General features: G+C 64.2%; 10 protein-coding genes. 3 read left to right on the top strand and 7 right to left on the bottom strand.

Annotated features, from left to right (window positions below; genetic code table 11):
• Nucleotides 1-31: 31 nt before the first annotated feature.
• The 3 genes from ccsB to AB3G31_RS03305 form a co-directional block, all read right to left on the bottom strand.
• A complete protein-coding gene (gene ccsB, locus AB3G31_RS03315) occupies nt 32-1,381 on the bottom strand; it encodes a c-type cytochrome biogenesis protein CcsB (protein WP_367848796.1) in 1,350 nt (449 codons plus the stop codon).
• A gap of 1 nt (nt 1,382) precedes the next feature.
• Entirely contained in the window at nt 1,383-3,503 is a 2,121-nt protein-coding gene (locus AB3G31_RS03310) for a cytochrome c biogenesis protein ResB (protein ID WP_367848794.1), read from the bottom strand.
• Nucleotides 3,504-3,620: 117 nt separating this feature from the next.
• Nucleotides 3,621-4,259: a cytochrome c gene (locus AB3G31_RS03305; RefSeq protein ID WP_367848793.1), complete on the bottom strand. Its 639-nt coding sequence runs from the start codon at nt 4,257-4,259 to the stop codon at nt 3,621-3,623.
• Between the two features lie 234 nt (nt 4,260-4,493).
• Here AB3G31_RS03305 and yihA point away from each other — a divergent pair, with 234 nt between their 5' ends.
• The gene (gene yihA / locus AB3G31_RS03300; RefSeq protein WP_367850281.1) at nt 4,494-5,159 is read left to right on the top strand and encodes a ribosome biogenesis GTP-binding protein YihA/YsxC; all 666 of its coding nucleotides are present in this window, start codon (nt 4,494-4,496) and stop codon (nt 5,157-5,159) included.
• Between the two features lie 64 nt (nt 5,160-5,223).
• Here the strand turns inward: yihA and AB3G31_RS03295 are convergent, their stop codons facing one another.
• Nucleotides 5,224-6,090 (bottom strand): lysophospholipid acyltransferase family protein, encoded by an 867-nt coding sequence (locus tag AB3G31_RS03295; protein WP_367848792.1) that lies wholly within the window; start codon nt 6,088-6,090, stop codon nt 5,224-5,226.
• 33 nt (nt 6,091-6,123) lie between these two features.
• A complete protein-coding gene (locus tag AB3G31_RS03290; RefSeq protein WP_367848790.1) occupies nt 6,124-6,972 on the bottom strand; it encodes a lysophospholipid acyltransferase family protein in 849 nt (282 codons plus the stop codon).
• Nucleotides 6,973-7,108: 136 nt separating this feature from the next.
• On the opposite strand from AB3G31_RS03290, the gene metK reads away from it, so the two are divergent.
• Both metK and AB3G31_RS03280 read left to right on the top strand, forming a co-directional pair.
• Nucleotides 7,109-8,296, top strand: a complete 1,188-nt coding sequence (metK, locus tag AB3G31_RS03285; protein ID WP_367848789.1) for a methionine adenosyltransferase — start codon at nt 7,109-7,111, stop codon at nt 8,294-8,296.
• A gap of 132 nt (nt 8,297-8,428) precedes the next feature.
• Nucleotides 8,429-9,652, top strand: a complete 1,224-nt coding sequence (locus tag AB3G31_RS03280; protein ID WP_367848788.1) for a multidrug effflux MFS transporter — start codon at nt 8,429-8,431, stop codon at nt 9,650-9,652.
• 139 nt (nt 9,653-9,791) lie between these two features.
• Here the strand turns inward: AB3G31_RS03280 and galE are convergent, their stop codons facing one another.
• Complete coding sequence (gene galE, locus AB3G31_RS03275) at nt 9,792-10,808, bottom strand: UDP-glucose 4-epimerase GalE (protein ID WP_367848787.1); 1,017 nt, start codon at nt 10,806-10,808, stop codon at nt 9,792-9,794.
• A 75-nt stretch (nt 10,809-10,883) separates the two neighbouring features.
• Nucleotides 10,884-13,919 carry a transglycosylase domain-containing protein gene (locus AB3G31_RS03270; RefSeq protein ID WP_367848786.1) on the bottom strand — a complete coding sequence of 1,012 codons (3,036 nt, stop codon included), beginning with the start codon at nt 13,917-13,919 and terminating at the stop codon, nt 10,884-10,886.
• Nucleotides 13,920-14,161: the final 242 nt, after the last annotated feature.

The raw sequence follows: 14,161 nt of genomic DNA, 5'->3' as shown, positions 1-14,161 counted from the left end.
GTAAGAGTCAGTCGTGCGAGACGCAAAAGTCTTACAAGGTTCCGTAGCTGTGGAGGCCGCTCAAAAACATATTCACGCCCAAGAACGCAAAACTGGTCACGCCCAGACCCGCCAGCGCCCACCAGGCCGCCACGGTGCCGCGCAGGCCCTTCATCAGGCGCATGTGCAGCCAGGCGGCGTAGTTGAGCCAGACGATCAGCGCCCAGGTTTCCTTGGGGTCCCAGCTCCAGTAGCCGCCCCAGGCCTCGGCCGCCCACAGGGCGCCCAGCACGGTGGCGATGGTAAAGAAGGCAAAGCCCACGGCGATGGACTTGTACATCACATCGTCCAGCACCTCCAGGCTCGGCAGGCGCGAGGCAATGCGCTGGCGGCCCCACAAAATGGTGCCCATGATCAGGGCCGACACCAGCAGGTACCCGGCCCAGTAGCTGCCGCCCGCGTCCGCGGTGGTTTTGCGGAACACCAGCGGAATAAAGCACAGCACCACGCCCAGCAGCCACAGCGGCGTGAGCTTGTGCCAGCGGGTCTCGGCGGCCTGCTGCTTGATGAGGTAGGCAAAGGCCAGCATCGCGGCCAGCGAGAAGGTGCCATAGCCAATGAAGTTGGCGGGCACGTGCAGTTTCATCCACCAGCTTTTCAGCGCGGGCACCAGGGGTTGGATCTCATGGGCCTCGCGCACCACGGTGTACCAAAGCAAAAAGCCCACCGCAGCGCTGACCACCAGCATCACCATCGCGCCCATGGCGCGGGTGTTGTACTGGGCTTCAAAGTACAGGTAGAAGGTGGCGGTGAGCCAGCAAAACAGCACAAACACCTCGTACAGGTTGCTCACCGGGATGTGGCCCACGTCGGCGCCGATCAGGTAGCTCTCGTACCAGCGCACCATGGTGCCCACCAGGGCCATGGTCACCGCGGCCCAGGTGATGCGGCTGCCGATGGATTCCATGCTGGCGCTGTTGCTGCCCGAGGTGGCCACGCCCAGCCAGTAAAAAATGGTGGCCATGAAGAACAGCACGCTCATCCACAGAATGGCCGACTGGCTGGACAAAAAGTACTTCAGCCAGAACACGGTTTCCGAGCGCGGCAGGCTGCCCTGCCCGTCCACCTGGTAGGACCAGATCGCCAGCAGCGACAGCGCGGCCACCCCCAGCATCAGCACCCGCAAAGGCCGCCAGAACCAGCCGATCCAGATGGCGGCGGGCATGGCCGCCAGCAAGATGCCCTTTTCGTACACGTCCATGAAATCCATGTAGCGGCTGAACGCAAACAGGCCACCGGCCACGACCAGGGCGGCAAACAGCCAGTCGAAAAGGCTGCGGCGGCCCCAATAGGCTTCGTTGAGCTGGATGGTGGCCGGGGAAGAGGTGGTGGTCGTCGTCATATCAGTCTTTCGCCCCAATCAGTTTGCTTTTGAGGTGGTCAAATTCGTGGTCGCCGTCCAGCGTCTTGCGGTTGGTGGACAGGGCCATGCTGGCCTCCGTGCGCCCCTGCCCTTCGCCGTCTACCTGGCTGAGCCAGACCCAGACGCGGCGTTCGCGCACGTACAGCATGGCAAACACGCCCAGGATCAGGAACGCACAGCCAAGATACACCACCTTCTTGCCGGGTGCGCGGGCCACCTGGAATACGCTGGCCTGCACCTGGGTGAAGTTGGTCAGCTCGAAGGCCATGGGCGCGGGGTAGAACTGCACGTCGCTCAGCGCCAGTACGGCCTGGGTCATGTAGCCCTGGGTCTTTTCCGAGGGTTCCAGGGGCGGCAGCCCGGCCTGGGTCTGGGCGGTTTGCAGCAGCTCGAACAGCACGCCGTTCAAGATGCGCACCAGCACCGAACCGGCTTTTTCCCGCTCGGCCTCGGGCACATTGGCTTCGATGAAGTCGGCAATCGCCTGCAGCCCACCTTTGGCGCTTTTGCCGCCAGGTTCTGCTCCGGCAAACAGGGCCAGGGCACGGTTGGCGGACAGGTTGAGTTGCTGCGCCAGCTCGGGCCGCGACGGGTCTACCGCCTTGGCGGCATAGCGCTGCACCGCCTGGGCGCGCAGCGCCGGGTCCAGCAGCGCGCTGCGCAGGCGGGTGAAGCTGTCGATGCTGCCCTCGGCATCCACCGGGATGCGCAGGTAGCGGAAGGTATCGGCCGGGTTCTCGCGCATGCCCAGCAGGTACACCGGTACGCCGTCGCCGGTATCCACCGGCAGCATGTAGTTGTGGAACTCGCGGGCCTGGCCCGCGGCGTCGCGCAACTTGTAGGTGATGCTGGGGCCGACATTGCGCAGCACCTTCTGGGTCTGGGTCTTGTTGGCCGCGCCCAGGCGCGAGTCGATGGAATGGCGCAGGTCCACCTTGCGCACGTCCGCACCCGAAGCGGCTGCATTGGCCCCAAAGTTTTCCACGTTGATGATGCGCAGGGCGGTGTACTCCAGCGTGAGCTTTTCGCCACCAGCCCCCTGGGTCAACTGCGAGGTGCCGCCAATGGTGCCCTCGATCTCGAAAGGCTTGGTGGCCGCCCCCATGGGCACGGCCCGCAGCGACACCTTGGAGCCACCGTCGTCAAAGCTGGACTGGTAGATCTCTACGCCCTTGTAGTTGGCCGGGTGGTTGACCTCCACGCGGGCTGGAATGGCGGCGCCGGTTTCCTTGTCGTGGATGACGATGTCGCTGGCAAACAGCTTGGGCATGCCGGTGGAGTAGTACTCGACCACAAACTTCTTCAATTCGATGGCAAACGGCAGGTCTTGCAGCACCACGCCCTCGGACTGGTTCAGGATGGCGGTGCTGCTGCGCGAGCCCTCGGCCACCAGAATGTTGCCGCGAAAGGTGGGGTTGTTGGGGCCTAGGCGGTAATCGGCCGGCACGTCGGCAATCAAGCCGCCGCCCTTGAAGACCGACTTGCCGTTGAGCAGCATCTGCGCCTTGACCACCAGGTCACCGTCGAACAGGCCGCCCAGGCAGATCAGCACGATGGCGCTGTGGGCGGCGATATAGCCCAGCTTGTTGGCGGCACCGGCCTTGGCGGCCACCATCCAGCCATTGTCCCGCTGCTGCAGCTTGACCTTCCAGCCACCGCTGGCCAGGGTCTGGCCGATGCGCCGGGCCGCCACCTCGGGCGCTTCGGCCAGGGTGGCCTGGGCATGGTGGGCAAAGGCTTTGAGGCTTTGGGCGCGGATGTTCTCTTTATAGATCTTGAAGTCGGCCCAAATCTTGGGCGTGCTGCGCGCAATGCACAGCGAGGTGCTGAGCACCAAAAAGGCCAGAATCAGCATGAACCACCAGGCGCTGTACACCGTGGTCAGGCTGGCTGCGGCAAACACCTGGGCCCAGAACGGCCCGAACTGGTTGACGTAATTGACCAGCGGCTCCTGCTGCTTGAGCACCGTGCCGATGACCGAGGCGATGCAGATCACCGTCAGCAGCGAAATCGAGAACCGCATCGACGAAAACAGCTCCACCGCAGCGCGCAGGGCATGGGAGCGGGTTTTGACGCGAACGCCGTGGGTGCTAACAGACATGGGGAAAAAAGCTCAAGGCAAAAATAAAAAAGGGCGGGCCATCATTGATGGGCCCGCCCTTTTAAGGGTGTTCAACGGGGCCATTGGTTCCCTAAAGAACCCGGCCCTTGTGCCATTTCAATGCAGGCCAGCGACGTAATCGGCTACCGCCTTGATTTCGCGGTCGTTCAGTTTGGCGGCCACCATGGTCATTTGGGCGCTGTTCTTGCGGCCACCATCGCGGAAGGTGGTCAGTTGCGTGGCCACGTAATCGGCATGCTGGCCACCCAGGCGCGGGTACTGGGCCGGAATGCCCGCACCGTTGGGGCTATGGCAACCAGCGCAAGCGGCGATCTGGCGGTCGGCAATGCCGCCGCGGTAAATACGTTCACCCAGCGCCACCAGCTCTTTGTCTTTGGCAAAGCCGGGCTTGACCGGCTTGGACGTGACCCAGTAGGCGATGTTGCGCATATCGTCGTCGCTCAGGGCGGTGGCAAAGCCCTTCATGATGGCGTTGTTGCGCTTGCCGGATTTGAATTCCTGCAATTGCTTCACCAGGTACTGCGGATGCTGCTGCGACAACTTGGGGTTGGCGGCAATGCCCGAATTGCCGTCGGCACCGTGGCAGGCGGCGCACACCGCGGTAAAGCTGGCCTCGCCTTTGACCAGATCGGGCTTGGCGGCCATAGGCGCTGCAGGTTTTTCTTCGTTGGCCGAAGCCGACATAAAAGGGCTCGCCAGCGCGGCGGCGGTCAACAGGGAGACAAGTAGCTTCATATTCGGGGGGCCTATTGATTTGTCTTTTCAGGGCGATTCTGGGGCGCACAAGCCGATGATTCTACAATGCAGGCCCGGCTCTCTTTGCGAGAACCCCTTGAACACGACGGGCGCAGAACCTGCACCCTGTCCTCCGAAGATCCCATGATTCCTACCTCTCCCCCGGCAGCCGACGGCGCGCCCTTGCCCAAATTGCCGCCCGCCAAAAGCCCGGCGGTCATCGCTGCGGGCTGGATGCACACCGCCAAGTTCCTGACCACCGCGCCGCAACTGCACCATCTGCCGCCGCTGAGCGTGCCGGAAATCGCCTTCGTGGGCCGCTCCAACGCGGGCAAATCCACCTGCATCAACACCCTGACGCAGCAAAAGCAGCTGGCCTACGCCTCCAAAAAACCGGGCCGCACGCAAAACATCAACCTGTTCAGCCTGGGCAAACAAGGCGTGACCGACGCAGTGCTGGCCGATTTGCCCGGCTACGGCTACGCGGCGGTGCCCAAGGCCGACAAGATCCGCTGGCAGCGCGTGATGGCCAACTACCTGGTCACCCGCGAGAACCTGGTCGGCATCGTGATGATGTGCGACCCGCGCCACGGCCTGACCGAGCTGGACGAAATCCTGCTCGACATCGTGCGCCCCCGGGTGGCCGAAGGCCTGAAGTTTCTGATTTTGCTCACCAAGTCCGACAAGCTCAACCGCGAAGAAGCCACCAAGGCCCTGTCGATCGCCCGCCTGCAGGCCGGTGGCGGCGAGGTCAAACTGTTCTCGGCCTTAAAGAAGCAGGGCATCGACGAGGCCAGCCAACTGCTGTGGCAGTGGGCCCACCCCGAAGGCACGGATACCCCCGCACCCAAGCCCGCCGCACCGGTGGTCGACGAGCCGGAGAATCTGGACGAAGATTAAGGGTGTTTTAGGCCTCTAGCGCTTATTCCGTAAGCGCAAGCAGCTCCTAAAACAATAGTAAACCTCAGTACACTTCGGGCGCACCCGGTGGCCGGGTTTTGAAGCGTTTGTGGACCCAGAAGTACTGCGCGGGCATGGTGGCGATGTAGTCTTGCAGGCGGCGGTTCATCAAGGCGGTGTCGGCTTCGGCATCATTGCTGGGAAAGTCTTCCCAGGCGGGCAGCACCTCGACCTCGTAGCCCCAGTCGGTCATGCGGGTCAGCACCGGCACCACCTTGGCGCGGCCCAGGCGGGCGAAGCGCGACAGCGACGGCACGGTGGCGGCGGGCACGCCGTAAAACAGCACAAAAAAAGCGTCTTTGGCGCCAAAGTCCATGTCGGGCAGCAGGTACAGCGGCTGGCCCTGGCGCAGCGAGGCGACGATTTCCTTCACGCCCTGGCGGCGGTCGAACAGGCGGGCATTGCCAAAGCGCCGGCGGCCCTGGGCGATCCAGGCGTCCATCACCTGATTGCTTTGCGGGGTGAAGATGGTGTTGAAGTCGCGCGGGATCTGCTGCGACAAGGCGGTAGCCCCCGCGTCCAGCCCCACAAAGTGCGGCACAAACAGCACCGTGGGGGTATCGCCGCTGAGTTGCGCCACGTCGCCCACAATTTTGAGCCGCTGCAGGGTGCGCTCGGGCGCGCCGTGCCACAGCCAGCCTCGGTCCAGCCAGGCCTGGGTGAAATACACAAAGATTTGCCGCACCAGCGCGCGCCGCTCCTGCGCGGACTGCTCTGGAAAGCATAGCTTGAGATTGGTGCTGGCGATGGCCCGCCGGCTACCCAACAGGCCGTACAACACCATCCCCAGGACCCAGCCCACGCCGCGCACCCAGGCCAGCGGCAGGCGCGCCAGCAGGCGCATGAACACAATCAATCCTTGGGACAGCATCAAAAATCCAAACTAAAACGGGAAAAACGGGAATCAGGGGCGGGCTTCTGGCCGCGGCTGCTTGTAGCGCGCGTAGCTCCAGAGGTACATGCCGGGGCGTTGGCGGATCAGGTCTTCCATGGCCGCGTTTAGCGCCGCAGCGGCCACCGCATCGCCCTGGTCCAGCGGCAAATGCAGGGGGTGCACATGGATGACATAGCCGCGCCCCCAGGGCAAACGGTCGCCCAAGGCTACCAGCATCGGCGCACCGCTTTGCCGGGCCAGGCGCAAGGCCAGGGTCATGGTGTAGGCCGGGCGGCCAAAAAACGGGGCCCACACGCCCTGCCCCTCACCCGGCACCTGGTCGGGCAGCATGCCCACCACCCGGCCCTGCTTGAGCGACTTGAGGATCATGCGCACGCCACCGGTGGTGGTGGGCGCGGCCTCCAGCCCCGGCGCGGAGCGGGCGGCCTTGAGTAAATCATCCAGCCAGGCGAACTTGGACGGCTTGTAGAGGATGGTCATGGCACCATACTTTTCGCTAAAGCGGGCGGCGTGGGCCTGGGGCACCACCTCAAAGCTACCCACGTGCGGCGTCATGAAAACCACGCCCTTGCCCAGCGCCAGCGCAGCCTCCAGGTGCTCCACGCCCTGCCACTGGATCTTGGGCAGCTTCTGGGCGCGGGGGCGCAGCCACAGCCAGGGCAACTCGGTGGCCAGCTTGCCGGCTTCGGCAATGGCGCGGCGGGCCTGGCGCGGGGCGATGCCGGCCTGGGCTACGTTCTCATTGAAGCGTTTGCGGTAGGTGGGCGACGCCAGATACGCCAGCCAGCCCAGCAGCGCACCCAGCATGTGCAGCACCGCCAGTGGCAGGTGGGCGGACCATCGGAACAACAAGGACATATTGGGTAACGGTAGAATTCAAAGGTCGCTGAGTTAACTGAACTACTTGCAGGGCGACGTTAAACACATCTGCTAAAGCGTTCGCCAAAGCTCCCCAGGCTGGCAACGCGCCATCACCAACACAGGAGTTTACAAAATGGCGAACGACTTTCTCTTCACCTCCGAATCTGTCTCCGAAGGCCACCCCGACAAGGTGGCCGACCAGATCTCGGACGCGATTCTGGACGCGATCTTCAAGCAAGACCCCTTAAGCCGCGTGGCCGCCGAAACGCTGACCAACACCGGCCTGGTCGTGCTGGCCGGTGAAATCACCACCAACGCGCACGTGGACTACATCCAGGTGGCACGCGACACCATCAAGCGCATCGGCTACGACAACACCGAATACGGCATCGACCACAAGGGTTGCGCGGTCATGGTCTGCTATGACAAGCAGAGCAACGACATCGCCCAGGGCGTGGACCACGCCAGTGACGACCACCTCAACACCGGCGCGGGCGACCAGGGCCTGATGTTTGGCTACGCCTGCAATGAGACGCCCGAGCTGATGCCCGCGCCCATCTACTACGCCCACCGTTTGGTGGAGCGCCAGGCCCAGTTGCGCAAGGATGGCCGCCTGCCGTTCCTGCGCCCCGATGCCAAGAGCCAGGTGACCATGCGCTACGTGGACGGCAAGCCGCACAGCATCGACACCGTGGTGCTGTCCACCCAGCACCACCCCGACCAGTCGGAAACGCCCACTAAGATGAAGGCATCCTTCATCGAGGCGGTGATCGAAGAAATCATCAAGCCCGTGCTGCCCAAAGAGTGGCTGCAAGACACCAAGTACCTGATCAACCCCACCGGCCGCTTCGTCATCGGCGGCCCCCAAGGCGACTGCGGTTTGACCGGCCGCAAGATCATTGTGGACACCTACGGCGGTGCCTGCCCGCACGGCGGCGGCGCATTCAGCGGCAAAGACCCGACAAAGGTGGACCGCTCGGCCGCCTACGCCGCACGCTACGTGGCCAAGAACATCGTGGCCGCCGGTCTGGCGCGCCAATGCCAGATCCAGGTGGCCTACGCGATTGGCGTGGCCCACCCGATGAACGTGACCATCTACACCGAAGGCACGGGCGTGATCCCCGACGAGCAGATCGCCGAGTTGGTCAAGGCCCACTTCGACCTGCGTCCCAAGGGCATCATCCAGATGCTGGACCTGCTGCGCCCGATCTACGAAAAGACCGCGGCTTACGGGCACTTTGGGCGGGAAGAGCCTGAATTCACCTGGGAGCGGACTGACAAGGCCCAATTGCTGCGGAACGCAGCAGGCCTGAAAGGCTAGCGCTGCGCAGCAGGGCTATGGGCGTTGCGCCGCAGGCACAAGGCCCAACTGCTGCGGAATGCAGCAGGCCTGAAATAAGCACGTAATTCGGTTAGCGGGGATACTGGTGGGCTTACCACCCCGCTTCCTGTAATGAATCCAAACGCCGCCCAGTTGTGGCCCGCGCCACGCTGGGCATTGGCTATCTTGTTGGCCCTGCTCGGCATGCTGGGGCCGTTTTCCATAGACACCTTCATCCCGGCGTTTGCGGGGATTGCGGCATCCACGAACGCCACCCCGGCCGAGATGCAGCAAACGCTGTCGGCCTACCTGTTTGGCTTTGCGTTCATGAACCTGTTCCACGGCGCGCTGTCGGACAGCTTTGGCCGCCGCCCGGTGGTGCTCACCGGCCTGGCCATTTTTACCCTGGCCAGCGCGGGTTGTGCGCTGTCGCAAAGCATCGGGCAGCTGGTGTTTTTTCGCGCCTTGCAGGGCCTGTCCACCGGCGCGGGCATTGTGGTGTCGCGGGCGGTGGTGCGCGACATGTTTGCCCCGGCGGACGCGCAAAAGGTGATGAGCCAGATCACCATCTACTTCGGTGTGGCCCCGGCGATTGCGCCCATCATCGGCGGCTGGCTGTTTGTGCACCTGGGCTGGCACAGCATTTTCTGGTTTTTGACCGGCATTGGTGTGCTGCTGTGGGTGGCCAACTTCCGGTTTCTGCCAGAAACCCTGCACCCCACCCAGCGCCAATCGCTGCACGCCCCCCACCTGCTGCGCGGCTACTGGCAGCTGTGCTCGAACCCGCGCTTTGTGCTGCTGGCGCTGGCCAGCGGCGTGCCGTTCAACGGGATGTTTTTGTATGTGCTGTCGGCCCCCGAGTTTTTAGGGCACCTGCTGGGGCTGGGGCCGACGCAGTTCTTCTGGTTTTTTGTGCTGACCATCAGCGGCATCATGGCCGGGGCCTGGTGCAGTGGCCGCATGGCGGGCAAGGTACCGGCCAAGACGCAGATCCGCCACGGCTTTGTGATCATGGTGCTGGTGTCGGTGGCGAATGTGCTGGCCAATTTGCTGTTCACCGCGCATGTCAGCTGGGCGCTGATTCCGGTCGCGCTGTTCGCCTTTGGCTGGGCCATGATGGTGCCCGCCGTGACCTTGCTGGTGCTGGACCTGGTGCCCGAGCGGCGCGGCATGGCCTCCAGCCTGCAGGCCTGCCTGGGCTCGACTGCCAACGGGCTGGTGGCCGGGGTGCTGGCCCCGCTGGTGATGCATTCGGCGGTTGCGTTGGCGCTGGCCTCTGCGGCCTTGCTCAGCATTGGTCTGCTGTCCTGGACCTGGCTGCACCGGCGCTGGCCAGAGGTGGGGCGGGTGGTGTAGATGCTGTGCATAAACCGCATACCATCTCACGACCCACGCTACGGTATCAGGAGCTTCTCACGCTCATTTCATAAGCACTAACAGCCAAAAACACCTGCGACGAAATACTGTTTAGATATTCCAAAATCGCACAGGCAGATCAGCCCGCCGCGCTGAACCCGGTGGGGTTGGTGCTCTGCCAGCGCCAGGCATCGGCGCACATGGCATCCAGCCCGCGCTCGGCGCGCCAGCCCAGCAGCTCCAGGGCGGCAGTGGGCTCGGCGTAGCAGGCGGCAATGTCGCCGGGGCGCCGAGGCGCGACCTGGTAGGGCACGGGTTTGCCGCTGGCTTTTTCAAAGGCGCGCACCATGTCCAGCACGCTGTAGCCGATGCCGGTGCCCAGGTTGACCGTCAAAAAGTCGGGCACGGCCTGCAGCCGTTCCAGCGCCTTGAGGTGGCCCACGGCCAGGTCGACCACGTGGATGTAGTCGCGCACGCCGGTGCCGTCGGCGGTGGCGTAGTCGTCGCCCCACACATTCAAAAAGGCCCGCTGCCCCACGGCCACCTGGGCCACAAACGGCAGCAGGTTGTTGGGCGTGCCGCGCGGGTCTTCGCCAATCAGGCCACTTTCGTGCGCACCCACCGGGTTGAAGTAGCGCAGGATGCCGATGCGCCACGACGCATCGCTGCGGTGCAGGTCGCGCAGCAGGTCTTCCACCATCAGCTTGCTGCGCCCATAGGGGTTGGTGGCGGAGAGCGGGTGGTCTTCGGTGAGCGGCAGGCGCTGCGGGTCGCCGTACACCGTGGCCGACGAGCTGAACACCAGCGTCTTCACGCCGCACGCGCCCATGGCCTCCAGCAGGCGCAGCGTGCCCACCACGTTGTTGTCGTAATAGCGCAGCGGCTGCGCCACCGACTCGCCCACGGCTTTCAGGCCCGCGCAGTGGATGACGGCCGTGGCCCCGCTGGACTGCAGCGCCACCGTCAGCGCCGCCACATCGCGGATGTCGCCCTCGATCAGCCGGGGCTTCTTGCCCGTGATGCGCTCCACCCGCGCCAGCGACTCGGGCTGGCTGTTGCAAAAGTTGTCGAACACCGTGACGTCCAGGCCCGCGTTGAGCAGTTCAACACAGGTGTGGGAGCCAATGTAGCCAGCGCCACCGGTCACAAAAATCATAGGAATCTTTCCATGCAGACGCGCCGAACTTCAGGCGAGCAGGCATTGTAGGGTGCCATTTCGCGGCGATGCGGGTCAGGGTGGCGGGGCTACGGGCGCATTGGCGCGGGCCAGCATGGGCATCAACTGCGGCGCCAGCAGCTTCAACAATTGCACCGGCAAGGCGCTGGTGAAATCGTAGTCGGCCGCCTGCGCGCCCGGCACGTAGGCGATGAGCGTGCCGAAGAAGCGCTCGTCGATATGGAAGACGAAGGTCGCCGAACGGTTGACCACCCGCGACTGGATCAGCCGCCCGCCCGGGCCATAGGTGTCGTAGCGCTGGTCACCGGTGCCGGTCTTGCCGCCGACCGGCAGAACGTGGCCATCGGCACGCACAAAAGCCTGGTTCACCCGCTTGGCGGTACCGTCCTCTACCACCCGCCGGATGGCGCCGCGCACGGCCTGTGCAACCTCGGGCGCCAGCACGCGCTCGGCCCGGGTGGGCTGGTACTGCAGCAGGGTGTCGTACGGTGTGGCGGCCGCAAAATGCAGTGACTGGATGCGCGTGCTGGGCTTGCGCAGCCCATCGTTGACCAGGATGCCCATCATTTCGGCCAGCGCCGCCGGGCGGTCGGCCGAGGCGCCCAGCGCGGTTGCGTACGAGGGCACCAGCGTGCCGAAGGGATAGCCCATCTGGGCCCATTGCCGCTGGATTTCCAGAAAACCCTCGCCTTCGAGCAAGCCCAGAATCCGCTTGTCCTGCGCCTGCTTGCGGTGGGTGGACAAGAGCCAGGCATAGACCGCCTGGCGCTCCGCCACACTGGCCTGCATCACCTGGGTCTGGCCCGCGCCCGGATGGGCTTGCAGGTAGCCGACCAGCCACAGCTCCAGCGGATGCACTCCCGCCAGGTAGCCCCGGTCGGCCAGCGACATGCGCTCCGGTGCGTACTGCGCATACAGCCTGGCCAGCCTGGACCCGGCCGGGTCGGTACCGTCCGGCAAATGGTCCTGCACCCAGGCGGTGAACTGCGCCAGTGGGGCCGCCGGGAAAAGTGTGCGGTGGATGGCCGCCAGCCGCGAGGCGGTGGGCCGCACGTTGCCCAAGAGCAGCTCCTGCGCCTCCTGGGCGGTTTTGCCCTGGTATTTGACCAGGAAGCGGCGCATGAAAACCTGGCCCTCGTGGTCGGCAAAACGCGCCAGGTAGGCGGCGCGGCGCGGGTCGTCGGCATCCTGCAGCAGCTTGGCCGAGGAGCCCGGGGTCAGGAACATGTAGTGGCGCACGACATCGCGCATCAACCGGATGAACACCAGGTTCACCGAATTGCGCAGGCCATCGCGCACCGACAGCACCCGGCCGTTGTCATCCGCATTGAAGTTCACAAAGTGGTGCAACCCACCGCCCGTCATAAAGCCCTCGCCGGGGCTGGCGGAGTAACGCCGCTCCAGCGCCGCCTCCAGCATCGCGCCCAGACTTTTATCGGCAGCCGTGGCCAGGTAGTCGGCGGCCCAGCGCGACAACACATCCTGGCGGTCGATGGCCAGCGCACGCAATTGCGCGGCATCCAGCGGCGACAGCTGCTGGTGCAGCTTGTCCATGATGTCCAGATAGGTCACCAGCGTGCGCAGCTTGGCGGTAGACCCCAGGTCGAGCTTGATGCCTTCGTTGATATTCAACGGCTGGTCGAAATTGTCGGTTTGGACCCGCATGGTGTTGGCATCGGTGCCGCGTTCATACAGTGTGAAGCTGTACACCACCTTGGCCGGGTCGCCACGCGCCAGCAGTTGCTTGGCAGACAGCCCGGCCGCCTTGACATGGGCGGGATCGCGCATGTCGCGCAGCAGGCGGGTGACCGCGGCCTGTACCGGCGCGTCCAGCGTGCTCACCACGCTGAGGTCCAGCCGATCAAGGTCGTACAAACGGTAGCCACCCAACAGCCCAGCCAAATGCGTGCGCACGGTATTGGCCGCTTTCTGCGCCACAAATGACACGGTGGCAGCAGGCAGCTTGTTGGACCGCCGCTGCAGCTTCACCCGCAGCGCCGTATCGCGCAAGGCCGGTGGGATCACGCCAGCGTGGCCCAACAGGTTCAGGTGGCTATTCGTCAAGTGCTCCAGTTCGGCCTCGTCGGTATCCAAATAATAGGACGGTCGGCGTTGCGAGATCAGCAGACTCAGGGCCTGCTTGTACAGCAGTGCCTGGGCAGTCCCATCGTCCCGCGGCGCGGCCCCTTCGGCGCCCAGCGGGCCCAAAATGGCACCCACGTCCTGGAAATCGCGCCCATACCAGGCCCACAGCCCGTCACCCAGCCCATGCACTTCGCCAAAACCGGCCTTGGCCGATAGCGGCATGGTGTTGATATAGGCCAGCACGATCTGGCGCCGTGCCGCGCTGGTGTCCTCGCCCAGCTGGTAGGCACGCAAGGCGGCCGACACCATTTGCTGCAGTTTTTCGTAGGCCGACGAGGTCCGACCCTCGGCCGAATGGCGGTATTTTTCGATCTGCGTGGCCAGCGTGCTGCCACCGGGCGAACGGCTGTCACCCGCCAGGCTGGCCTTGGCCCTGCTCAGCACTGCGTTGGCCAGCCGGTCCCATTCCACTGCGGGGTTACGCAGCGGCTGCTGCGGGTCCAGCAGCTCCCGGTTTTCGATATACAGCAGGCTTGACACCAGCAGGGGCGGAATGTCGTCAAATCGCGTAAACACCCGCTGCGGATAGCGCTCCTGGAACAGGCGTTGGCTGTCGCGGTCAAAGACACACAGGCCGGCCTGGGTCTTTTCCGCATAGGGCGCGAAATAGCCTGCGTCGACGATCTGGGCCATGGTGGGGGACATTCGCGCCTGTGCAACCACCTTGAAATCACGGGCCTGCAGGCGCTGCAAAAACACCGGCAACTGCGAATAGCCCAGACGGTCGTCATACGGCGCGCGCTGGGGAAAGCGGATAGACGGGCTGGGACCGGCCGCCATGTCAAAACTAGCCTTGCGCGCCAGTGCGGCAAAAAAACGGGCCTGATAGGCAGAAGTCTGCATTTCCCGGGCAACCCACAACCCTGCCAAGACCAGCAAGACCAAGACCACGGCAGCCCATAGCATCCGGCTGCGGACCCACCATGAAAACCGCTTTTCCCGCATATGCACCACCTGAACCCCATTATTGGCCCGACAGGTGGATCAGGCTATTCCGCTATCCACAAAGAGAGCGACGAATCCGATAAATCCCCTAGGCACGGTGACCAGCTCCAAAGTTGGCAAGTGCCCGAGGCTGGCAAGCCTTTCTGTACGGAGCATGGTCACTGGCTGGCACGCCGGTCATCAAATTTGTGGCGACGATGCCCTTTGATGGGACGGTTGAAATCGCCGCCGAGAAGGCGCCC

It is taken from the genome of Rhodoferax sp. WC2427 (assembly GCF_040822085.1).
In the GTDB taxonomy this organism is placed as follows: domain Bacteria; phylum Pseudomonadota; class Gammaproteobacteria; order Burkholderiales; family Burkholderiaceae_C; genus Rhodoferax_B.
Note: the sequence above shows the minus strand (reverse complement) of the source record. Positions and strands in the feature narration are given on the sequence as shown.